Below are 21,658 nucleotides of genomic sequence, written 5' to 3' on the forward strand. Positions count from 1 at the left end.
TTCACCCTATGTCAAATTCGTGCCATCATTATTGTCAATTCAGGCATAGACTTAACCAATGCCTAACTCAGGAACGAAGCAATCATTTAATGACCAGGCGATTGAAAGTATTCATAGGGACGGTGGCGGGCTGCGCAATCCTGGTGCTGGCGTTGTGGCAAACCTTGCCGCGCTGGCTGCCGGGGGTGTTATCGCATTGGTTGCCGGCGGGGAGCCGCCTGGAATTGCAGGGCAAATTGCACTGGCGCCAGGGCGGCCTGGCATTGGCGGGGGCGCGTTTCACTGCGCAAGATTGCCTGTTGGCCAACGTCGGGCCGACGCGGCTGGCTTACCGCCAGGGCCGCTGGCAGCTGTCGAGCGATAAGGTCAGCGTCGATAGCGCCTGTTTGTCAAAACTGCCGAGCGGCGACGCCAACAGCGCGCCGCTGGCGCTCGATCATCTGCAGCAACAGCTGCCGCCGCTGGATCTCACCATTAATGACCTGACGCTCATTCCCTGGCAGCGCTATGCCGGCAAGCTGCAGCTTTCCTCCGGCCCCGACGGGCAACGTCTGCATTATCGGGGGCCGAATCTCAGCGCCGAGGCGCAGCTGGATGAAAAACAGCAGCTGACGTTGCAGAGCCTGACCGTGGTTCCGCCCAACAGCGCACAACCGCTGCACCTCGCCGGCAAGATAACCATTCCGTTGGATCTGGCTAGCCTGCCGACGCAGGGCGCGTTGCAGGGGGAAATGCAGACCGCCTATCTGGAAAAACCGGTATTGCTGGACATGCGCTGGCAACAGCAGCAGGGCGTGTTGACGGTAAGCGAAAAAGGTGACGATCGCCCGCTGGCGGTGTTGCCGTGGGAAGTCGCGCCGCAGCGGGTCAGCATCAAGCAGGGCGAGTGGCGTTGGCCGTACAGCGAGCAGCCGTTGAACGGCGGGCTCAGCATCGCGCTGCACGATTGGAGCAAAGGGCTGGATGAAACGGAGATCAGCGCGCGGCTGAACGTCATCACCGCGGGTCACAACGGCAAGGGCAATGCGGTGCTCACCCTCGGGCCGGGCAAGGTGGGGTTGACCGACAGCGATCTGCGCTTCCAACTGACCGGCCAGGCCAATCTGGCCGACTTTTCCACTACCGCGTCGATCCCGGGCGTGATCGGCGGCAGCATTCTCAACCCGACGCTGGTGCTGCAGCCGGGTTCGCTGCTGCGCCTGTGGGGCAAGGTGACGCCGGAAATGACGCTGGAAGAGGCGCGTTTGCCGCTGGCGGGCGTGAAGGTGACCGCCGCCGGTATCACCGGCCGCCTGCAGGCGATTTTGAGCGCCAGCGACAGTTACTGGGGCCGCTTCAAGCTGCACCTGGACGGCCAGGCGCAGGATTTCTGGCCGGACAAGGGCAACTGGCAATGGCGTTACTGGGGCAATGGCCGCTTGCCGCCGCTGCAGGCCGCCTGGGACGTCGCCGGCAGCGGCCGTTGGCGCGACAGTGAGTTGGTGCTCGACAAACTTTCCACCGGCTTCGATAAGTTGAAGTACGGTCTGGTGACGGTCGCCGCGCCGCGCCTGAGCCTCAATCAGCCGCTGCGCTGGCGGCGTGATGAACAAAGTCCGCAGTTCAACGGCGAGTTGCAGCTGGCGGCGGATAAGGTCAGCTTCAGCGACGGCGGCTATCTGCCGGCGCCGGTGCTGGCGCTGCAGGTAAACGGCCGTTCGCCGGACAGTTTCCAACTGCAGGGCAAACTGCAGGCGCAACAGATTGGGCCGATCGCGCTGCGCGGCCGTTGGGACGGCGAACGTCTGCGCGGCGAAGCCTGGTGGCCGAAACAGTCGCTGAAGGTGTTCCAACCGCTGCTGGCGCCGGATCTCAATCTCACGCTGCGCGACGGCGAGTTTTACGCGCAGTCGGCGTTTTCCGCCGCGCGCGAACAGGGGTTCGAGGCCGGTGGCCACTGGGTGGTGAAAAACGGCGGCATGTGGCTGAAGGACGGCGAGATGAGCGGCCTGGATTTTATCCTGTCGTACCGGTTCAAGCAGCATCACTGGCAATTGGGGGCCAAACAGCCGGTGTCGCTGCGCATCAAGTCTTTCACCAACCTGTTCGAGATGCAGAACATTTCCGCCGATTTGCAGGGCACCTATCCTTATAGCGAAGGGCAGCCGCTGACGTTGAGCAACGTCGGCGTGGACATGCTCAACGGGCATATCAGCCTGTCGGCACTGCGGTTGCCGCAGCATGACGCCGCAGTGCTGAAGCTGGACAAGGTCGATCTCAGCGCGCTGTTTACCGCCCTGAAACCGAAGCAGTTCGCCATGTCCGGCCGCGTCGACGGCGAGTTGCCGCTGTTCCTGAATCACCCGAAATGGCTGGTGCAAAACGGCTGGATCGCCAACGCCGGCACATTGACGCTGCGCCTGGACAAAGACATGGCCGACGCCATCGGCAGCAACAACCTGGCGACCGGCGCGGCGATCGACTGGCTGCGCTACATGGAAATCAACCGTTCGCACGCCCGGGTCGATCTCGACAACCTGGGCGAGCTGACGCTGAGCGCGCGCATCGACGGCATCAACCCGCAGAAAAGCGCCAAGCGCGAGGTGATCCTGAACTATCGCCATCAGGAAAACGTGTTTCAGCTGTGGCGCAGTTTGCGCTTCGGCGACAATTTACAGGAGTGGCTGGAGCAGGCCCTCTCACAACCTGGGGAGCAACAATGAAAATCATGAGTGTGTCGGCGCTGGCAGCGGTGCTGTGCGTTTCGCTGCTGAGCGGCTGCGTGCCGCGCATCGAGGTGGCGACGCCGAAGGATCCGATCACCATCAATATGAACGTCAAGATCGAGCATGAAATTCATATCAAGGTGGATAAGGACGTCGAAAACCTGCTGAAAACCCAAAGCGGTCTGTTCTAGGAGCCGACATGAAAAAACGTTATTTGTGGTTGGCCGGCGCCGCCTGGTTGTTCAGCGGCCTGGCGATGGCGTTGACGCTGGATGAGGCGAAGCAGCAAGGTCGGGTGGGGGAAACCCTGAGCGGTTATATCGCGCCGGTGAAGCAGGACGCGGAAACCCTGGCGCTGGTGAAACGCATCAACGCCGGCCGCGCCGAGAAGTATCAGGAAGTGGCGGACGGCAACCATATCGCCGTCGACGAAGTGGCGCGCATGGCCGGGCAAAAGCTGGTGACGCGCGCGCAAAGCGGCGAGTATGTGCGCGGCATCAACGGGCAGTGGCTGAAGAAATAAAAAAAAGCGCGCCGTCTGGCGCGCCAAAAGATACGGATAGATGATTATTATGAGGGTAGTGCAGGTTTGACAGGACTTGCCTCTTGTCCGGCAGGGGCACGGTGCCCCTGCGCAGGGTCTTAGGCAGCAACCACCTGAGACAGGGCCGCCTTGGCGTCTTCCTGTGCTTTGGTCGCCACTTCCGGGCCATAGGCGATGCCTTCCGCGAAGACGAACTCCACGTCGGTGATGCCGATGAAGCCCAGGAACAGACGCAGGTAAGGTTCTACCAGGTCGGTCGGGGTGCCTTTATGGATGCCGCCGCGGCTGGTCAGGATCACGGCGCGTTTGTTTTTCACCAGGCCTTCCGGACCGTTTTCGGTGTAACGGAAGGTCACGCCGGCGCGGGCAACCAGGTCGAAATAGTTTTTCAGCTGGGTCGGGATGTTGAAGTTGTACATCGGTGCGGCAATCACGATGACGTCATTGGCCTGCAGCTCGGCGATCAGCTCGTCCGACAGCGCCAGCGCTTCTTGTTGACGCGGGGTCAACGGAGCATCGGAAGGACGCAGCGCGCCGACCAGTTCGCCGTCCAGCACCGGGATTGGCTGTGCGGCCAGATCGCGCACGGTGATGGTGTCGCCGCCATGGGCGTTGCTCCATTGCTCTACGAAGAAATCGGCCAGTTGGTTAGACTGAGAGTAGGTCGCCAGGATGCTTGATTTCAGAACCAATACGTTGCTCATCGATAATTCCTTACGTTGTGACAGTGACATCAGGACTCAGCGTCCCTTGCATGAAGTACATGCTATTCACATTCCACACACAGTGATAGCGCAATATTTCGAGATCTTCGTTCGATTTTATTGAATAACATGCCGAGGCTTTACTCGCGAAAGTAGGGAGGAAAAGCCGTTTGTGATAGGCTGTGCGGCTAAAGCAAAAAAATCGCTAAAAAAACATTAAACCGTTGCCAAGCCTGGTCTTGGCCACGATGAAACAAGGAACACCGAACGTGAAATCTCCGCTCGAGGCACTGCCGGCCCAACTGGGCGAGCTGATGCTCCGCGATCAACAACGCCTGCGTCGTCGCCTGCAGGGCGCACGAAAAATCAAAAATCCCGATGCCCAGCTGGCGGTCGCCGCCGAAGTGGAAAGCGACATCGCGGCGGCGCGGCAAAAAGTGCAGGCGCGCGCCGCGTCTTGCCCGCGCATTACCTATCCGGAAAGCCTGCCGGTCAGCCAGAAAAAGCAGGACATTTTAAACGCTGTCCGCGATCACCAGGTGGTGATCGTTGCCGGGGAGACCGGTTCGGGGAAAACCACCCAGTTGCCGAAGATCTGTCTGGAGCTGGGGCGTGGCGTGAAAGGGCTGATCGGCCATACCCAGCCGCGCCGCCTGGCGGCGCGCACCGTCGCCAACCGCATCGCCGACGAGCTGGAAACCCCGCTCGGCGGCAGCGTGGGCTACAAGGTGCGCTTCAACGATCAGGTGGGGGAAAACACCCTGGTCAAGCTGATGACCGACGGTATCTTGCTGGCGGAGATTCAGCAGGATCGCCTGCTGATGCAGTACGACACGCTGATCATCGATGAAGCGCACGAGCGCAGCCTCAACATCGACTTTATTCTCGGCTACCTGCGCGAACTGTTGCCGAAGCGCCCGGATCTCAAGGTGATCATCACCTCGGCGACTATCGATCCGCAGCGCTTCTCGCGCCACTTCAACAATGCGCCGATCATCGAGGTTTCCGGACGCACTTACCCGGTGGAGGTGCGTTACCGTCCGGTGGTCGACGACGGCGACGATACCGATCGCGACCAGCTGCAGGCGATTTTCGATGCGGTGGACGAGCTTGGACGCGAAGGGCCGGGCGACATTCTGATCTTCATGAGCGGCGAGCGCGAGATCCGCGACACCGCCGACGCCCTGAACCGCCTCAATCTGCCGCACACCGAAGTGCTGCCGCTGTATGCGCGCCTGTCGAACAGCGAGCAGAATCGGGTGTTCCAGTCGCACCACGGCCGCCGTATCGTGCTGGCCACCAACGTGGCGGAAACCTCGCTGACGGTGCCGGGCATCAAATACGTCATCGATCCGGGCACCGCGCGCATCAGCCGCTACAGCTTCCGCACCAAGGTGCAGCGCCTGCCGATCGAGCCGGTGTCGCAGGCCTCCGCCAACCAGCGTAAAGGGCGTTGCGGCCGCGTGTCGGAAGGGGTGTGCATTCGTCTGTACTCCGAACAGGATTTCCTGTCGCGGCCGGCGTTTACCGATCCGGAAATTCTGCGCACCAACCTGGCGTCGGTCATTCTGCAGATGACCTCGCTGGGGCTGGGCGACATCGCCGCGTTTCCGTTCGTCGAAGCGCCGGATAAACGCAACATTCAGGATGGCGTGCGCCTGCTGGAAGAGCTGGGGGCGATCGCCACCGCCGACAACGGCCACTATCAGCTGACGCCGCAAGGCCGCCAACTGGCGCAGTTGCCGATCGACCCGCGTCTGGCGCGCATGGTGCTGGAAGCGCAGAAGAGCGGCAGCGTGCGCGAGGTGATGATCATCACCGCCGCGCTGTCGATTCAGGATCCGCGTGAGCGCCCGATGGACAAGCAGCAGGCCTCGGACGAAAAACACCGCCGCTTCGCCGACAAAGACTCGGATTTCCTGGCGTTCGTCAACCTGTGGGATTATCTGCAGGAGCAGCAAAAGGCGAACTCCTCCAGCCAGTTCCGCCGGCTGTGCCGCAACGATTTTCTCAACTACCTGCGGGTGCGCGAGTGGCAGGATATCTACACCCAGCTGCGCCAGGTGGTGAAAGAGCTGGGGTTGCCGATCAACAGCACGCCTTCCGACTACCGCAGCGTGCACACCGCGCTGCTGACCGGCCTGTTGTCGCACATCGGCCAGAAGGATGCGGACAAGCAGGAATACACCGGCGCGCGCAACGCCCGCTTCTCGATCTTCCCCGGCTCCGGCCTGTTCAAGAAGCCGCCGAAGTGGACCATGGTGGCCGAACTGGTGGAAACCAGCCGCCTGTGGGGGCGCATCGCCGCGCGCATCGAACCGGAATGGATCGAGCCGCTGGCTCAGCATCTGGTGAAACACAGCTACAGCGAGCCGCACTGGTCGAAGTCGCAGGGGGCGGTGATGGCCAGCGAAAAGGTCACGCTGTTCGGTTTGCCGATCGTCGCGGCGCGCCAGGTCAATTACGGCGCCATCGATCCATTGCTGTGCCGCGAGCTGTTTATCCGCCATGCGCTGGTGGAGGGGGACTGGCAGACGCGCCACGCCTTCTTCCGCGACAACCAAAAGCTGCGCGCCGAAGTGGAAGAGCTGGAACATAAATCGCGCCGCCGCGATATTCTGGTGGACGACGAAACGCTGTTCGGCTTCTACGATCGCCGGATCCCCAACGACGTGGTGTCCGGCCGTCATTTCGACAGCTGGTGGAAGAACGCGGCCAAACAGCAGCCGGATCTGCTGAACTTCGAAAAAGAGATGCTGATCAAAGACGGCGCCAACAAGATCAGCGCGCTCGACTACCCGAACTTCTGGCATCAGGGCAATCTCAAGCTGCGGCTGAGCTATCAGTTCGAACCGGGCACCGACGCCGACGGCGTGACGGTGCATATTCCGCTGCCGATCCTCAATCAGGTGGAGGAGCAGGGCTTCGAGTGGCAAATCCCCGGCATCCGCCGTGAGCTGGTGATTGCGCTGATCAAGTCGCTGCCGAAACCGGTGCGTCGCAACTTCGTGCCGGCGCCGAACTACGCCGAGGCGTTCCTGGGCCGCGTAACGGCGCTGGAATTGCCGCTGCTGGACGCGCTGGAGCGCGAGCTGCGGCGCATGACTGGTGTGACCGTGTCACGTGATGACTGGCAGTGGGATCAGGTGCCCGATCACCTGAAGATGACTTTCCGCGTGGTGGGAGAGAAAAACCAGACGCTGCGCGAAGGCAAAGACCTGGCCGCGTTGCGCCTGCAGCTGAAAGAGAAGGTGCAGGAGACGCTGTCGGCGGTGGCCGACGACGGGCTGGAGCAGAGCAATCTGCATGTCTGGAGCTTTGGCCAACTGCCGGCGTTTTACGAGCAGAAGCGCGGCGGCTATTCGATGAAGGCGTACCCGGCGCTGGTGGATGAAAAGGACAGCGTGGCGATCCGCCTGTTCGACAGCGAAATCGAGCAGCAACAGGCGATGTGGCAGGGTACGCGCCGCCTGCTGTTGCTGAATATTCCTTCGCCGATCAAATACCTGCATGAAAAGTTGCCGAACAAGGCCAAGCTGGGGCTCTATTTCAACCCGTACGGCAAGGTGCTGGAGCTGATCGACGACTGCATTTCGTGCGGCATCGACAAGCTGATCGCCGAACACGGCGGCCCGGTCTGGCAAGAAGAAGGCTTTGCGCGCCTGCAGGAACAGATCCGCGCCGAGCTGAACGACACGGTCGTCGAGGTGGCCAAGCAGGTTGAACAGATCCTGACGGCGGTCTTCAACATCAACAAACGGCTGAAGGGCCGGGTGGACATGTCGTTGGCGCTGGCGCTGTCGGACATCAAGACCCAGCTCGGCGGGCTGGTCTACCGCGGCTTCGTGACCGGCAACGGGTGGAAACGCCTGCCGGATACGCTGCGTTACCTGCAGGCGATCGAGCGCCGATTGGAAAAATTGGCTATCGATCCGCACCGCGACCGCGCGCAGATGTTGCGGGTGGAGCAGGTGCAGCAGGCGTGGCAGCAGTGGTTGAACAAGCTGCCGCCGAAGCGACAGCAGGAGGAAGAAGTGAAGGCGGTGCGCTGGATGATCGAAGAGCTGCGCGTCAGCCTGTTCGCGCAGCAGTTGGGCACGCCTTACCCGATTTCCGACAAGCGCATTTTGCAAACTATCGAGCAGCTTTCGGGTTAAGCTCGGGCGCACCGGCCGGCAAGCGGCCGGCGCACCACAGGCTCAACAGGCCGCACAGCAGCAGCGTGGCGGCCAAATCCTGCCCGCGCGCCGCGATCGTCAGCCCCAGGGCGATCAACAGATAGTACAGCAGCCCGAATAACGCGCCGGCGGTGCCGAGTTGCTGCCGGTAGCGACTCAGCGCCTGGCTCAGCACATTCGGGATAGCCAACCCGAACGCCAGCATCACCAGCGCACAGGGGAGCAGCATCCACAGGCTGTGTTGCCACCAGAACAATGCCACGCCGCTGGCCACCGCCAGCAAACCGCCCAGCAGGATCTGATGTTTGGCGCTGACGCCGCGCGCCAGCAGGTGGCGGTTCAACAGCGCCCCCGCCAGGCTGCCCAAAGCCAGCATCACGCCCGAGTAGCCAAATTGTTGGCTGTTCAACCCCAGCCTTTCGAACATGAACGGCGCCAGGCTGAAGTAGCTGAACACCATGATATTGAAGCTGGCGACCAGCAGCGCCGAGCACCAGATGTGCCGATCGCGCAGTATTGCCGTCAGGGCAATGCCCGGCGCGGCGGCCGTTGCGGTTTGCCGCCGTCGCGTTTCCGGCAATGTGCCGTAGCTCCACAGCAGCAGCGCCAGCGCCCAGGCCGCCTGCGCGGTGAAAATCGCCGCGCTGCCGCCCCAGGCGACCAGCGCGCCGCCGGCGAACATCCCCAGCAGCGGACTGATGGAGAGCGCGATGCCGACCAGCGCGAACATGCGCCCCAGCGCCGGGCCTTGATAGACATCACGCAGCATGGTTTGCGTGACGATTGAGCCGACCGCGGCGCCGAAGGCGATCAGCGCACGGGCGGCCAGCAACAGCGTGAAACTGCCGCTCAGCAGCGCGAGGCCGGCGCCGACCAGATAGAGCGCCAGGCCGGCCAGCATCGCCGGACGGCGGCCGAACCGATCGCAGAAGGCTCCCCAAAAGGCGACGCCGAGGGCGAAGGCGAAGAAATAGATGGATAACGTCTGCCCGGCCTGCGCGGCGCTGACGCCGAAGTCGCTGCGGATGGCGGTGAGCGCTGGGCTGTACAGCGTTTCCAGGAGCTGCGGCGTCATGATGGCGGTGACGAGCAGCGGCAAAGATAAGCGTTGCATGATGCACATTCTCCCTAAAAGTTAAGGCGGCCAGTATAGGGAGCGGCGTTTTGTTCGATTACAATCATCCGGACAAAAAACAACAGGTATAGGACTGTCTGATGGCGCTGATTCAACAGCATCACCCGTTCGACCCGGATCGGCTGCCGGCACCGGCTCTCGGCATCGCGGCGGCACTGGCGGAGCACGACTCCGGGCTGCATTGGCATCAGCGTTCGCAGCTGCTGTATGCGCCGCAGGGGTGCATGACGGTCACGTTGGCGCAGCAGTGGCTGATTCTGCCGCCGACGCGCAGCGTCTGGATACCGGGCGGCATTGCGCATCGGGTGCAGCTGCGCGGCCGCGTCGCGTATCGCTCGCTGTATTTCGATCCGGCGCTGACGGCCGCCATGCCGCCACAGGCAACGGTGCTGGCGGTAAACCCGCTGTTGGCGGCGATCGTCGAGCGCATCGCGCACTGGCCGCTGGACTATGCGTTGGCACAGCCCCACGCGCGCGATTTGCTGGCGGTGCTGATCAATGAGTTGGGCGAGGCGCAGCGCGAGAATACCCAGTTGCGGCTGCCGCAGGATAAGCGTCTTGCCGCCTGGTTGGCGACGCTGCCGGAGAGCGACGAGTTGCCGGCGTTGGCGGCGTTGGCGCAGCGCTTGCACCTGCACGCCAAAACGCTGACGCGGCTGTTTCAGCGGGAAACCGGCCTGAGCTATCAGCAGTGGTGCCAGCAGTGGCGGCTGATGCGCGCGATCGAACTGCTGGCGTCGTTGCCGTCGGTCAGCGCGGTGGCGCAGCGGTTGGGGTTTTCCAGCGACAGTGCGTTTATCGCGTTTTTCCGTCAGTTCACCGGCACCACGCCGCGGCGCTATATGCAAGGGGGCTGAAAAAGCACAACGGCGCATAATGCGCCGTTGTGAGAGGATTATTTGCCTGCCGCCAGGGCGTCCAGCGCTTCGCGGATGCCGGGCACCGCCAGGGCGCGGTTATCGGCGCGATAGCGATCTTTCGCCGCCGGCGCCGAGCTTTGGATGGCGATCAGTTGCCAGCCGTCGGCGGTTTTCAACAGCAGCGGTGAGCCGCTGTCGCCGGGCAGGGTATCACATTGGTGCGACAGTACGCCTTGCTGAGCCCAGCCGGTGACCTTGCAGTTTTGGTGGCTGTAGAGGTCATCCAGGTGGTCTTCCGGGTAACCCGCCTGAGTTATCAGCCGCTTGGCCTGTTTTAGGGCCTGGGTCAACGCCTTGCTGTCGCCTTGCCACAGCGGCAACGGGGCGATCGGCAGCGGCTTTTTGTCTTTCAGACGGATCAGCGCAAAGTCATAAGCGGCCGCAGCGGGCGGGACGATCCAGCCATCACCGTCCGGCTTCAGCTTTTTGCCCAGCTTGCTGTCGACCAAGGTCTCGATATCGCCGGTTTGATACCGCCAGGATTTATCGCCCGCCACGAAGCGCAGGGCGATGGCTTTATCCAGTTGCCCGGGCGGCGCCAGAACGCAGTGGCCGGCGGTCAACGCCAGGTGCGGAGAGATCAGCGTGGCGGTACACAGATTGCCGCTGGCGGTTTCGACCTGGCCGATGGCTTGCCACGGCTGGGCGGCGGTATCCGTGACCTTGATTCGTTCATCTTTGCCGAAAAACAGACGCGTTTGCTCGGCCTTGGACGGGCCGTCGGCGCGTGCCGCCTGAGCAGCGATAAGCGGGAGTGAGCACAGCAACAGTAAAACGGATATGCGCATAGATCTCTTGCCTGACAAATACGGATCATCCATAAACACACTGAATGCTAACTATAGACTGATTTAGCAGCCATGTGGATGGGCAATAATTGATTTTTCAATAATTTCCCGCCGGCAACGCGGCAGGCTACAGGTAAAAAAAGACGGCGATCAGTCCGCAAAGGATCAGGGCGGTCAGAACGATCTCGAACAGGTAGCGGCGCAGCATCAATGAGAACCCCCCGATGAAAAAACACCCGGCGAACCGGGTGTCGTACACGTCAAGCCTGAAGCGGTGAGGGGACCCTCACGTCATTACGCTTTTTTGTGGCTGGCTTTCTTGTGGTGCTTTTTAGCCGCCTGGGCCTTTTGAGCCGGGGCTTTCTTCGCGGCTTTTTTGTGATGCTTCTTGGCCGCCTGCGCTTTCTGTACCGGTGCTTTCTTGCCGTGGTGTTTCACCTGAGCTTTAGCCGGCGCAGCGGTGGCGGTGGTTGCGGTAGCCGCAGGTGCGGTGGTGGCAGCCTCGGCAGCGAAAGCCACGGAAGACAGACCCATTGCAGCGGCAACAACCAGAGCTAATACTTTTTTCATCGTAGAATCCTCAACATGACTTTTGGGTATCAACCCCACTGCGGGGCCGTTGAAATGATAGTAGGCAAACGGCGCCCGGCTTTCCGTGAGTGATTGGTTTCGGCATGTAACCTAATGTACAGGGCGGCGGCGGCGAGGGGATTGCTGCTATAATGACCGCCAGGCGCGATAAAAGAGATTTAAAATGAACGAGATAGTGATTCGTTGTGGCGTGACCGAACAGGGCGAGGTGCCGCTGGCCTATGAGGACTGGGGCGATGAGGCGCACCCGCCGCTGCTGCTCATCATGGGCATCGGCGCGCAGCTTCTGTTGTGGCCTGACGACTTCTGCCGCGCCCTGGTGGCCCAGGGATTTCGGGTGATCCGTTATGACAACCGCGACGTCGGCCTTTCCGGCAAAACGCAGGCGCAACGCACGCAGCCGTTGTGGCTGCTGATGCTGCGCGCCCAGCTCGGCTGGCAAACGCCGGTGCCTTATACCCTGGCGGACATGGCGACGGACGCGGCGCATCTGCTCGATCATTTACGCATCCCGCAGGCTCACGTACTGGGCGCTTCGATGGGGGGGATGATCGCCCAGGTGCTGGCCGCCGAATACCCGCAGCGCGTCGCCTCGCTATGCATCTTGTTCTCCAGCACCAATCAGCCGCTGTTGCCACCGCCGGCGCCTTCGCTGCTGTGGCTGTTGGCGCGCCGGCCGGCGGCCGATTTGACGCTGCAGCAGCGCCACGAGGGAATGAAGGCCTTCCTGCGCGCGCTCGGTACCCGGTTTTACCCGCCGGAGGAGGCGGAACTGGATGCATTGGTGAATCGGCTGTTGAAGCGGGGCGTGGATCCCGAAGGCGTGCAGCGGCAACTTTCCGCGTTGCTCGGCAGCGGCGATCTGCGTCGCTACAGCCGGCGCATAGCCGCGCCGACGCTGGTCATTCACGGCGATCGCGATCGGCTGGTGCGCAAGGCCGGCGGGGTGGCGATCGCTCGGGCTGTCGTCAACGCCAAATTGCATATTATGCCGGGCATGGGGCATGACCTGCCTGCGCCGTTGAGGCCGCAGCTGGCGGCGATGATCGCCCGTCATGCTCTGGGATGAGAAGCCGGGACGCCGGCGTTTTTTGCCATTTTAGTTACAACATACTAATGATGAGTAGCCACCCGCCACTCTGCGGCCAAGGCGTTGTCAGCAGGGAACGTGCGCTATGAAACATTATCCGGTCATGCAGACGGAAAAAGGGCGCGGCTGGGGCCGCGCCAGGAGAGATTACAGGTAGCGGTTTTCCAAATGCTGGCGGAAGTAGCGTGGGTTGAGCGCTTCGCCGGTCGCATTGACGATCAGCGTCTCGGTCGGGAAGCGGCTGCCGTGGCGCCAGATGTTGTGCTGCAACCAGTGGAACAGCGGCTGCAGGTTGCCGGCGGCGATATCTTCGCTCAGCGAAGGCAGGGCCTGGCGCACGCTGTGGAACAGCTGCGCGGCGTACATCGCGCCGAGGGTGTAAGTCGGGAAGTAGCCGAAGGCACCGTCGGTCCAGTGAATATCCTGCATGCAGCCATTGCGGTAGTTGCCGATGGTGTCGAGGCCGAGGTAAGCACTCATCTTCTCATTCCACAGCGCCGGAATGTCTTCCACTTCGATATCGCCTTCGATCAGCGCTTTTTCAATTTCGTAGCGCAGGATGACGTGAGCAGGATAGCTCACCTCATCGGCGTCGACGCGGATCAGGCCCGGTTTAACGCGCTGGTTGAGGCGAATGAAGTTGGCTTCTTCCAGCGCCGGCTGTTCGCCAAACTGTGCGGTGACTAACGGACGCAATATTTTCAGGAATTCATTGCCGCGCGCCAGCTGCATTTCGAACAGCAGGCTTTGCGATTCGTGGATAGCGGTGGAACGGGCCAGGGCGATCGGCTGGCCGAGCAGATCGCGCGGCAGGTTTTGCTCGTAGCGGGCGTGGCCGGTCTCGTGCACGATGCCGAGCAGCGCGGTCAAAAACTCTTTCTCGTTGTAACGCGTGGTGATGCGTACATCTTCCGGCACGCCGCCGCAGAACGGGTGGGCGCTGACGTCGACGCGGCCGTTGTCGAAGTTGAAACCGAGCAGTTTCATCACGCTCAGGCTCAGCTGACGCTGGGTGTCCACATTGAATGGACCTTGTGGCGCCTGGCAAGGCTCATTAGCCTGTTTGGCCACCACGCGCTGCAACAGATCCGGCAGCCAGGTTTTCAGATCGCCGAAGATGCGGTCGAGATCGCTGCTGCGCATGCCCGGTTCATACAGGTTAAGCAGGGCGTCGTAACGGCTGGTGCCGGCCGCCTGCGCGCGGATCTGCGCCTCTTCCCGACTGAGCTTGACCACCTCGCGCAGATTCTCGGCGAAGCCGTCCCAATCGTTGGCCGGGCGTTGGGCGCGCCAGGCGTGTTCGCAGCGTGCGCCGGCCAGCGACTTGGCTTCGACCAGCGAGGCCGGCAGCAGCACGGCGTCTTCATACTGGCGGCGCATTTCGCGCAGGTTGGCGCGGTCGATCTCGTCCAGCGTCTCTTGCTGCGCGCGATCCAACAGCTCGCCGGTGCTTTGTGCCGTTAAAATCTGGTGCTGCAGCACGCTCAATTCGGCCAGGGCTTCGGAGCGCGCCTTGCTGCCGCCCGGCGGCATCATGGTTTGCATGTCCCAACCGGCGATGGCGGACAGGTGGCCGAAACGCGACAACCGGCTGAACAGGGCGCGCAGGTGATCGTAAGCAGACGTGTTGGAATGTGCAGATGTCATTATTATTCGGCTCCAATGAGAAGGTCTGGCGGCATTACGCCAGATCGGCTTTTAAACTGAATGTCGGCTTTACCGGCCAGCAGAAACGGAAACTGGCGCCGCCGAGCGAACTCCCTTCGACGAACACCTGCCCCTGGTAGGCGACGGCGATGGAATGGACGATGGCCAGGCCCAACCCGCAGCCGCCGGTAGCGCGATCGCGGCTGGGGTCGAGACGGACGAAAGGTTCAAACACCCGCTCGCGCTCTTCCGGCGGGATACCTGGCCCGTCATCCTCGACCTGCAAGCAGGCGAGGTCGCCGTCAAACCACAGGCCGACGCGCAGACGCTGTTCGGAATAGCGCAGCGCGTTGTTGACCAGGTTGTCGAGCACGCGCTCCATCAGGCGCAGATCGACGCCGCCGAAGTCGCCGACGTGCGGGATATCGAGCTGGATGTCGCGTTCCTGATGAATAAGACGGATATCATCGACCTTGTCCTCGAGCCATTTTGGCAGATCGATGGGTTCAATGTTTAACGCAACCTGCGGGCGATCCAAACGGGCATAGGTCAGCAGCTCGTCGATCAGCGACTCCAGCTGGCCGATATCGCGGTTCAACGCCTGCTGCTCGCTTTCGGACAGGTTATCGCTCATTTCGAGCCGGTAACGCAGGCGCACCAGCGGCGTGCGCAGCTCGTGCGCGATGCCGTCGATCAGCTGTTTCTTGCTGGCGATCAGGGTGTTGACGCTGTCGGCCATCTGGTTGAACGCCACGCCGAGCCGGCTCAGGCTGGAGGTGGGATCGAAGTGGGTGCGCTCATCCAGATGCCCGGCGCCGAGCCGCTGGGCGGCGTTTTCCAATTTGAGCAGGTCTTGCCAGTGCGGCCGCATCCACAGAAACACCGGCAGCGCCAGCGACATGCCGATAAACACCAGCAATACCAGATCCAGCAGGCGCATCTGGTGCAGGTAGAACAGATAAGGAATGGGGCCGACCACTAACACGTAGTGGCTGCGCGGAATGCGCTGCATAAAGGTGTACTGATCGTCGAGGGCGATGATTTCCCCCAGCCGCAGCCGTTTTTTCAGATCCTCGCTCAGCTCCTGTTTGCCGAGCGGTTCGATATGCAGTTTGAACGACAGGTTGAGATCCAGCGTGGCGATGGTCTTGTTCCAGTCCTTCAGCGGGATTTCGCGCAGCTCGCTGCGCATCAGGTACAGCGAACTTTTCATCAGATCGTCCATCGACTGGCGGCCGGCGCGCTCGGCGGTCACCTTGTACACCAGGCCAACCAGCATCGCCATCACCAGAAAACAGACGAACAGCAACAGGAAGAACTGGACGAAAAGTTTTCTCATTGTTGCACCGATGCCCAGGCATTAGGGGCGAACAGATAACCTTTATTGCGCACGGTCTTGATGCGGAACGGCTCCAGCGCGTTGTCGTACAGCTTGCGGCGCAGGCGGGAGATCGCCACGTCGATACTGCGATCCATACCGTCGTAGCTCACGCCGCGCAGGTTTTGCAGCAACGCCTCGCGATCCATGATCTGCCCGGCGTGGGTCGCCAGTTCCCACAACAAATCGAAATCCGAGGTGGACAGGGTGATCGTTTCTTCGCCCAGCGTGACCTGCCGGTTGACCGGATCGATGCACAATAGCCCAAAATGCAGCGCGTTATGCTGGGTGAGCGGCTGAACCGACTCTTCTTTCGGCTGCTGGCTGTGTTGGCGCAGGTGCAAACGCAGGCGGGCCAGCAACACCGCCGGCGGCGTGGTTTTCAGGATATAGTCGTTGGCGCCCATCTCCAGCGACAGAATATGGTTCATGTCGCTGTCGAGCGAGGTGAGCAGCACGATCGGGCCGGGGAAGGTAGGGCGCAGATCGCGGCACAGCGTCATGCCGTCTTTGCCGGGCAGCATGATGTCCAGCAGCACTAAATCGGGTTGCTCGCGCTCGATGCGCGCTTGCGCGCTGTCGCCGCGCGGTTCGATCAGCACCTCGATGTCGTGTTTGCCCAGATAGGCGGCGATCAGTTTGCCGACTTCAGGATCGTCTTCCACAAAAACAATTTTATGCATATGCCCGTGTTTTAATAAGAAAAGCGGATTTCAGCATAGCGCGGCCCACAGCGAAGCGCCATGCGGATCTTTGCCTCAGCGCAGCGGCCGCCCGCCGTCGACGCCGTGGGTGCGGCCGGTCACGTAACGGCTCTCCAGCAGGTAGTTCACCAGATTGACCACTTCGCTCTCGCCCGGCGCGACCTTCATCAGCGATTTCGCCAGCGCTTGTTGGCGGTAGGCTTCATCGTCGCCCGGATTGAAGATGATCAGCGCCGGCGCGATGGCGTTGACCTTCACCTCCGGCGCCAGCTTGCGGGCGAACGAGCGGGTCATATTGTCCAGCGCGGCCTTGCTGGCGGCGTAGGCGATATGTTTGTCGCTGCCTTTTTCCACCACGTAGTCGGTCAGATGGATAATGTCCGCGCCTGCCTGGCCCTGGCCGGTCAGGCAAGATTCGAGCAGTTGGTTGAGCAAATAGGGCGTATAGACGTGAATTTGCAGCATCGCCGCCATCACTTGCTCCGGCGGCACTTCCGCCGACTCGGCCTGCCAGGCGCTGGCGTTGTGGATCACTGCGCGCAATTTGGGCGCCACCTGCCGCACCTGGTCGGCGAAACGGTAGATGCCTTCGTGCGTGGAAAAATCGCCCTGAATGCAACTGGCGCCCAAGGCTTTCAACTCGGTCATCGCCGGATATTCGCTGCGATAGGCAATGATGACGGGAACGCCGCGCTGGAGAAACGCTCTGGCGAGCGCCAGCCCGATGCGCCGCGCGCCGCCGGTAATCAGCACCGGGGCAGAGTTGGGGTGTTCCATTGATTAAAGCTCCTGGACAGACTGGCAAACAATAGGGGAATTATGCCATCATACGGCGGAAAGTCGTTAAAGCTTCGCATGATTATCCATTTCTGGATGTAAGATCCCCAATGCGTTTCAGGTTGCCGCCCGGCGGCGGCTTGAAAGACCACGGGTTAACACTGGCCATGAGAGGAATGAGGGGATGAACAGCAATCACCTTGCATCCATCGCGCGCAGTGAGAAAATCTGTTTTGACTATATGGATTTTCTGTCCGCATCGTGCAGGAAGCACTGGCGCTTTGTTGATGCTATTTATGGTGTGATGCCGATCTTCGGCATGGTGTTGAAATCGCGCGTGACCACGTCACAAACGCGCAAAGAGCAGTTGAAAGAGCTGGCGCTGCAAGTGGTGTCGACGCAGGTCAGCGATGAAACCAATATCGTGCGCCTGATTGACCTGGCGCAGCAGCAGGGCCTGACGGTGTTTGATATTCAGTTGCCCTATGCGCTGGAAGCGCAACAGCTGGCGGCCATTCAAAAAGAGTGCGAGGAAGGCATTGCGATCGCCCTGGTGGGTGAGCGCATGACCATCACCATTCCCCCTAAAAGCTGACCGGGTGTATCGACCCGGCCGCCCGTTCATGGTTAGGCAATTGACTTACCGCGATGGCCTAACCATGAATGTGAAATTTCGCGCCGCGTCACGGTCAGCGTCTAACCTTCATCCCATCATTCAATTCATTCATTGGCGGATTACCCTCCTCAGGGCGTTGTGCCGTTTTTAATGCACGGTGGCGGAATGGTTGCCAGCAGGCGCGCAGATGCCGGTTTCCGGCAGCCGATGTTCGCGCAGCACCTGCAGCGTTTCTATTCGAAAGCGCAGCAGGTGCCGCTCGGCGGCCTGCTGCATTTGTTCGCACAGCGAGGTATCGTCCATCACCTGTTCGATGGCGAGCCGAGCCTGATGCACATGCGGCTCAACGCCGCGGAGGGGCGTTTGCCGCAGGCGCAGATGGGTAATGTTGTTGAATGTAACGATCAACGCGGCCAGGGCAGACTCGAAAATATTCAGTGCGTTAACTCTGGCGGCATATTCCACATTCAGCCAGGGTTTCTCGGCGATGATCGCCTGAGCGACGCCCAGCGCCTGCTGATAGTGCATCATCGCCAGGCGATCGCGCCGCTGATTGAATGCCGTGTTGCCCTTGGCGATCAGTGCTTCCCAAGCGGCAAACAAGGGTAATGCGTGCAGCAGTTTTTCAGCCATGAAATGCCTTCCATTTTCAGCCTGTCCAAACCCGCCTCCTGACGCCTCTCAGCGGGGGCACTTGTGTCTTACCGTTAATGCTTGGATGATAATGATAATTAATTGCATTTAAGATCGCAAGCGGAGCCTCTGACGAATCAATAACGGGGAGCGGGGTAAGAGGAAGGGCGAGGAAACGAAATGCGGCTGACGGGCAGCCGCATGGGCAGGCGATTTTAGTGCAACATAAACCAGCCGGCAGGCAGCGTGGCCACCAGCAGCAAGAAGATGCTGCTTTTTTCCAGGCGATTGAGCAGATTGATATCCCGATGGCCGCGGCGGGCATACATGAACACCAACAGCCCTGGCGCATACAGCAGCACCGACATCAGTAGGTGCATCAGCCCGGAAGCATACAGCAGCCACAGGCCATAGACGCAGGCGCCGGAGGCGGCGAAGATCAGGCGCTTGTCGCGACGGCGGTAAGCCACCTTGAACAGAAACGCGCCGACCAGGAAGTAAGGCACCAGGATCATCTCTGACGCGATGGTCAACAGCGAGTTGTAGTTGCTGCCGGTCAGCCAGATAAGCACCAGCGCCAGCTGCACCGCGATGTTGGTCAGCCACAGCGAAGAGGACGGGGCGTGATGGCGGTTCTGCTTGCCGAACACGCGCGGAAACGCGCCGTGCTGCGCGGCCAGCAGCGGCACTTCCGCCGCCATGATGGTCCAGCTCAGGTAGGCGCCGCACACGGAAACGATCAGGCCGGCGGCGATGAGCACGTCTCCCCACGGGCCGATCAGTTCTACCATCAGCACCGCCATCGACGGATTGCGCATCTCGGCCAGTTCGCTGCGCGGCACCACGCCCAGCGACAGCAGCGTGACCATCAGATACACCGCCAGCGCCGACAGCACCGCCAGCATAGTGGCGCGGCCCACGTCTTTCTTATTGCGAGCGCGAGCGGAAACCACCACCGCGCCCTCCACGCCGATAAATACCCATAGGGTGATCAGCATGGTGTCCTTGACCTGTTCCCACACCGGTTTGCCGAGGGCGACGCCGTTGAAATCCAGTGTGAACACGTCCATTTTAAAGGCGATCGCCGCCAGAACGGCGAACATTCCCAGCGGCAACAGCTTGGCGAGGGTGGCCGCCAGATTGATGCTGGCGGCGGTTTGCACGCCGCGCAGCACCAGCGCGTGCACGATCCACAGCAGGGCGGATTCGGCGATCAGCGCCTGCCAGGTATTGCCGTCACCGAGGATAACGTTGCCGCCGCGATCGGTGAAAATGCTCAGCGCCGCGAACACGATCACCAGATACGAGACGTTGGCGATCACGGCGCACAGCCAGTAACCCCAGGCGGAGCAGAAGCCCACCAGTTCGCCGAATCCTTCTTTGGCGTAGGTGAAGATGCCACCGTCCAGATCCGGACGCAAACGCGTAAGCAACAGCATGGCGAATGCTAAGAACAGAATGCCGACGCCGGTGATCCCCCAACCCAGCAGCAGCGCGGCGGGGCTGGCGACCTGCGCCATGTTTTGCGGCAGACTGAACACGCCGGCGCCCAGCATCGAGCTGAGCACCAAAGCGGTTAGCGCGGTAAGACCGAGTTTTTTTTCCAATGACGGATCCTGAACGCAGAATAAACAACTGGAAGGGAACTGCTTGGCTGCAACAATGTATTAACAACCACTGCGCGAATAGACAATAGCCCTAAAAATTGGCGCAAATTCTACGGAGGGATGATTAGAGATGCAATGATTGAATATGCGGAATTTACAAAAAACTATTCAACGCGCGATGGAAAAAGCGGCAATAAAAACGGGCAGCTCAAGGGCTGCCCTATGGTAAACCTAAAAACGGGTTTTATTTGAACAGATCGGCGCTGACGGTCAGGTTGCCGCCGCTCTTGTTCTGCCACTGGCGGGTGACGTGGTAGTACTTGGCGCCTTTCTCAGCCGCGCGTTTCGCCACTTCGGTGGAGACATCGGTCATGCTGTTGAAGTGGCCGGTGAAGGTGACGGAATCGAACGGCACCATCTGCGCGGCGGTCACGTTGTTCACTTCCTGGATCTTGGTGCCGTTAGGCAGCGTGACGGTATAGCGTTGGCCGGTAGAGGACTGGGTTTCGAAGAAACGGCCCACTTCGCGGCTTGGCGAACCGGAAGATGCGACGCCAGGGATTTCGACCTTCGCGGCTGCGGCGCCGCCTGCGGCCAGCGCGGCGCGGCCGGCGTCAGAATCGGCCGGAATGGCGTCCGGGCTCTGCACGCGGCGTTTCGGCGCATCGGCCTTATAGATATAGGCGGTGACGAACTGGTTGCCGCCGGAGTTGGCGTCAACCTGGCGCACGATGAAGAAGGATGCAGCGCCTTTTTTCTTCGCTTCTTTGGAGATGGCGTCGTTGATGTCCGGCTGGCTGCGGTAGAAGCCGCTGACGCTCACGGTATCATAAGGCTCCAGCAGGTAGGCTTCCTCTTTAGGCAGTTCATTCACGCCGTTAAATACGCGGTATTTTGGTGTTTTGCTCACTTCTGGCGCATCTTTATGATAAAGGTCTGCGGTGACGCGCCAGTTGCCGCCGTTGTTGCTGTTGTTGCTGTCCTGGATATAGAAGGAATCGGCACCCAGTTTGTCTGCACGGCGGGATACGGCGTCGACGGCTTCATTGATGGCATTGAAGCGGCCGGTAATCGTGATGCGATCAAACGGCTTCAGCGCCGCTGCTTTCTCAGGAGTTAACTCTTGCGCCGCATGAGCAGACAGCGCGGTGAGTGATAACAAGGCTGACGCGATGATCGTGGTCTTCAGCTTCATAAAAAATCCTTTCGCCTAGCGCATTAACGTTTATAACGTACTGAACTGTTTAAGTGTAATTCAGCCGTCGATTATTACATGTAATTCTGAAAACTGTCTCAGCATTTTATGTTATCCCGTGCGACAAATCGGTGACGGTGACGCGGGTCGCACGGATGGCGCCACCGTCATAAGTTTCCATAATAACGGCTTGGGTGTCATTAATGTTAATTATTCACAAAATGATAACTTTTATGCTTTTCCGCCGCGCATGGCCATAATTCGTTACGCCGGGCGTAAACCTCTTGCCACGCAGAATACGCTGTTCTGTATGGATTTTTTCACAGTAAATTGCGATTTGTCATATCACGCGCGGCGTTTTTATGTAAAAACAGAGCTGAATGCGTAAGCAATTATGGATCATCGACCTTATTTTCAGTAGGTTATAGTTGGCGTCTGAAATCAGT

18 protein-coding genes are annotated in these 21,658 nt (G+C 60.6%); 7 read left to right on the forward strand and 11 right to left on the reverse strand.

All coding sequences use genetic code 11. From position 1 onward, the window contains the following. Positions 1-89 precede the first annotated feature (89 nt). The 3 genes from ACTJJ6_RS09385 to ACTJJ6_RS09395 are packed head-to-tail and all read left to right on the forward strand — an operon-like array spanning position 90 to position 3,228. The gene (locus tag ACTJJ6_RS09385; RefSeq protein WP_049299370.1) at positions 90-2,702 is read left to right on the forward strand and encodes a YdbH family protein; all 2,613 of its coding nucleotides are present in this window, start codon (positions 90-92) and stop codon (positions 2,700-2,702) included. Next, positions 2,699-2,896: a YnbE family lipoprotein gene (locus ACTJJ6_RS09390; protein ID WP_004930472.1), complete on the forward strand. Its 198-nt coding sequence runs from the start codon at positions 2,699-2,701 to the stop codon at positions 2,894-2,896. The genes ACTJJ6_RS09385 and ACTJJ6_RS09390 overlap by 4 nt, the downstream gene beginning before the upstream one ends. Before the next feature lie 8 nt (positions 2,897-2,904). Continuing rightward, positions 2,905-3,228 (forward strand): YdbL family protein, encoded by a 324-nt coding sequence (locus tag ACTJJ6_RS09395; protein ID WP_049299369.1) that lies wholly within the window; start codon positions 2,905-2,907, stop codon positions 3,226-3,228. Positions 3,229-3,347: 119 nt separating this feature from the next. Here ACTJJ6_RS09395 and azoR read toward each other — a convergent pair whose 3' ends face one another. Further along, positions 3,348-3,953: an FMN-dependent NADH-azoreductase gene (gene azoR / locus ACTJJ6_RS09400; protein WP_016927576.1), complete on the reverse strand. Its 606-nt coding sequence runs from the start codon at positions 3,951-3,953 to the stop codon at positions 3,348-3,350. Positions 3,954-4,222: 269 nt separating this feature from the next. On the opposite strand from azoR, the gene hrpA reads away from it, so the two are divergent. Beyond that, positions 4,223-8,110: an ATP-dependent RNA helicase HrpA gene (hrpA, locus tag ACTJJ6_RS09405; protein ID WP_075205894.1), complete on the forward strand. Its 3,888-nt coding sequence runs from the start codon at positions 4,223-4,225 to the stop codon at positions 8,108-8,110. Here the strand turns inward: hrpA and ACTJJ6_RS09410 are convergent. After that, complete coding sequence (locus tag ACTJJ6_RS09410) at positions 8,088-9,245, reverse strand: MFS transporter (protein ID WP_164052336.1); 1,158 nt, start codon at positions 9,243-9,245, stop codon at positions 8,088-8,090. The genes hrpA and ACTJJ6_RS09410 overlap by 23 nt on opposite strands. A gap of 101 nt (positions 9,246-9,346) precedes the next feature. On the opposite strand from ACTJJ6_RS09410, the gene ACTJJ6_RS09415 reads away from it, so the two are divergent. Beyond that, positions 9,347-10,123 carry an AraC family transcriptional regulator gene (locus ACTJJ6_RS09415; RefSeq protein ID WP_016927579.1) on the forward strand — a complete coding sequence of 259 codons (777 nt, stop codon included), beginning with the start codon at positions 9,347-9,349 and terminating at the stop codon, positions 10,121-10,123. Positions 10,124-10,161: 38 nt separating this feature from the next. Here ACTJJ6_RS09415 and ACTJJ6_RS09420 read toward each other — a convergent pair whose 3' ends face one another. Together ACTJJ6_RS09420 and asr are read right to left on the reverse strand one after the other, a co-directional pair. Further along, entirely contained in the window at positions 10,162-10,974 is an 813-nt protein-coding gene (locus ACTJJ6_RS09420; RefSeq protein ID WP_016927580.1) for a trypsin-like serine peptidase, read from the reverse strand. A gap of 294 nt (positions 10,975-11,268) precedes the next feature. Further along, positions 11,269-11,544: an acid resistance repetitive basic protein Asr gene (asr, locus tag ACTJJ6_RS09425; RefSeq protein WP_028127450.1), complete on the reverse strand. Its 276-nt coding sequence runs from the start codon at positions 11,542-11,544 to the stop codon at positions 11,269-11,271. A 184-nt stretch (positions 11,545-11,728) separates the two neighbouring features. On the opposite strand from asr, the gene ACTJJ6_RS09430 reads away from it, so the two are divergent. Continuing rightward, on the forward strand, positions 11,729-12,634 hold the full coding sequence (locus ACTJJ6_RS09430; RefSeq protein WP_049299368.1) for an alpha/beta fold hydrolase: 906 nt from the start codon (positions 11,729-11,731) through the stop codon (positions 12,632-12,634). A gap of 168 nt (positions 12,635-12,802) precedes the next feature. On the opposite strand, the gene ACTJJ6_RS09435 is transcribed toward ACTJJ6_RS09430, so the two are convergent. The 4 genes from ACTJJ6_RS09435 to folM all read right to left on the reverse strand — a co-directional run bounded on the left by ACTJJ6_RS09435 (position 12,803) and on the right by folM (position 17,161). Beyond that, on the reverse strand, positions 12,803-14,302 hold the full coding sequence (locus ACTJJ6_RS09435) for a carboxypeptidase M32 (protein ID WP_440802443.1): 1,500 nt from the start codon (positions 14,300-14,302) through the stop codon (positions 12,803-12,805). 34 nt (positions 14,303-14,336) lie between these two features. Beyond that, the gene (gene rstB, locus ACTJJ6_RS09440) at positions 14,337-15,641 is read right to left on the reverse strand and encodes a two-component system sensor histidine kinase RstB (protein ID WP_033640178.1); all 1,305 of its coding nucleotides are present in this window, start codon (positions 15,639-15,641) and stop codon (positions 14,337-14,339) included. After that, positions 15,638-16,363: a two-component system response regulator RstA gene (gene rstA, locus ACTJJ6_RS09445; protein WP_004938307.1), complete on the reverse strand. Its 726-nt coding sequence runs from the start codon at positions 16,361-16,363 to the stop codon at positions 15,638-15,640. Before rstA ends, rstB begins: the two co-directional genes overlap by 4 nt. Positions 16,364-16,438: 75 nt before the next feature. Beyond that, complete coding sequence (gene folM, locus ACTJJ6_RS09450; RefSeq protein ID WP_016927586.1) at positions 16,439-17,161, reverse strand: dihydromonapterin reductase; 723 nt, start codon at positions 17,159-17,161, stop codon at positions 16,439-16,441. Positions 17,162-17,345: 184 nt separating this feature from the next. Between folM and ACTJJ6_RS09455 the strand changes: the two genes are divergently transcribed. Then, positions 17,346-17,756, forward strand: a complete 411-nt coding sequence (locus ACTJJ6_RS09455; protein ID WP_004938301.1) for a hypothetical protein — start codon at positions 17,346-17,348, stop codon at positions 17,754-17,756. A gap of 168 nt (positions 17,757-17,924) precedes the next feature. On the opposite strand, the gene ACTJJ6_RS09460 is transcribed toward ACTJJ6_RS09455, so the two are convergent. The 3 genes from ACTJJ6_RS09460 to ydgH form a co-directional block, all read right to left on the reverse strand. Then, positions 17,925-18,410: a hypothetical protein gene (locus ACTJJ6_RS09460; protein ID WP_033640179.1), complete on the reverse strand. Its 486-nt coding sequence runs from the start codon at positions 18,408-18,410 to the stop codon at positions 17,925-17,927. Between the two features lie 215 nt (positions 18,411-18,625). Continuing rightward, positions 18,626-20,017: an amino acid permease gene (locus tag ACTJJ6_RS09465; protein ID WP_049299367.1), complete on the reverse strand. Its 1,392-nt coding sequence runs from the start codon at positions 20,015-20,017 to the stop codon at positions 18,626-18,628. A gap of 244 nt (positions 20,018-20,261) precedes the next feature. After that, positions 20,262-21,212 carry a DUF1471 family protein YdgH gene (gene ydgH / locus ACTJJ6_RS09470; RefSeq protein ID WP_004938291.1) on the reverse strand — a complete coding sequence of 317 codons (951 nt, stop codon included), beginning with the start codon at positions 21,210-21,212 and terminating at the stop codon, positions 20,262-20,264. Positions 21,213-21,658: the final 446 nt, after the last annotated feature.

The sequence above is a fragment of the Serratia sp. 22278 genome, assembly GCF_052045405.1.
GTDB lineage: Bacteria > Pseudomonadota > Gammaproteobacteria > Enterobacterales > Enterobacteriaceae > Serratia > Serratia marcescens.

What these genes read in the sequence shown, in the direction of transcription:
- ACTJJ6_RS09385 (WP_049299370.1), top strand. Translation starts at nt 90, where the DNA reads ATGACCAGGCGATTGAAAGTATTCATAGGGACGGTGGCGGGCTGCGCA.
- ACTJJ6_RS09390 (WP_004930472.1), top strand. Translation starts at nt 2,699, where the DNA reads ATGAAAATCATGAGTGTGTCGGCGCTGGCAGCGGTGCTGTGCGTTTCG.
- ACTJJ6_RS09395 (WP_049299369.1), top strand. Translation starts at nt 2,905, where the DNA reads ATGAAAAAACGTTATTTGTGGTTGGCCGGCGCCGCCTGGTTGTTCAGC.
- azoR (WP_016927576.1), bottom strand. Translation starts at nt 3,953, where the DNA reads ATGAGCAACGTATTGGTTCTGAAATCAAGCATCCTGGCGACCTACTCT.
- ACTJJ6_RS09410 (WP_164052336.1), bottom strand. Translation starts at nt 9,245, where the DNA reads ATGCAACGCTTATCTTTGCCGCTGCTCGTCACCGCCATCATGACGCCG.
- ACTJJ6_RS09415 (WP_016927579.1), top strand. Translation starts at nt 9,347, where the DNA reads ATGGCGCTGATTCAACAGCATCACCCGTTCGACCCGGATCGGCTGCCG.
- ACTJJ6_RS09420 (WP_016927580.1), bottom strand. Translation starts at nt 10,974, where the DNA reads ATGCGCATATCCGTTTTACTGTTGCTGTGCTCACTCCCGCTTATCGCT.
- asr (WP_028127450.1), bottom strand. Translation starts at nt 11,544, where the DNA reads ATGAAAAAAGTATTAGCTCTGGTTGTTGCCGCTGCAATGGGTCTGTCT.
- ACTJJ6_RS09430 (WP_049299368.1), top strand. Translation starts at nt 11,729, where the DNA reads ATGAACGAGATAGTGATTCGTTGTGGCGTGACCGAACAGGGCGAGGTG.
- ACTJJ6_RS09435 (WP_440802443.1), bottom strand. Translation starts at nt 14,302, where the DNA reads ATGACATCTGCACATTCCAACACGTCTGCTTACGATCACCTGCGCGCC.
- rstB (WP_033640178.1), bottom strand. Translation starts at nt 15,641, where the DNA reads ATGAGAAAACTTTTCGTCCAGTTCTTCCTGTTGCTGTTCGTCTGTTTT.
- rstA (WP_004938307.1), bottom strand. Translation starts at nt 16,363, where the DNA reads ATGCATAAAATTGTTTTTGTGGAAGACGATCCTGAAGTCGGCAAACTG.
- folM (WP_016927586.1), bottom strand. Translation starts at nt 17,161, where the DNA reads ATGGAACACCCCAACTCTGCCCCGGTGCTGATTACCGGCGGCGCGCGG.
- ACTJJ6_RS09455 (WP_004938301.1), top strand. Translation starts at nt 17,346, where the DNA reads ATGAACAGCAATCACCTTGCATCCATCGCGCGCAGTGAGAAAATCTGT.
- ACTJJ6_RS09460 (WP_033640179.1), bottom strand. Translation starts at nt 18,410, where the DNA reads ATGGCTGAAAAACTGCTGCACGCATTACCCTTGTTTGCCGCTTGGGAA.
- ydgH (WP_004938291.1), bottom strand. Translation starts at nt 21,212, where the DNA reads ATGAAGCTGAAGACCACGATCATCGCGTCAGCCTTGTTATCACTCACC.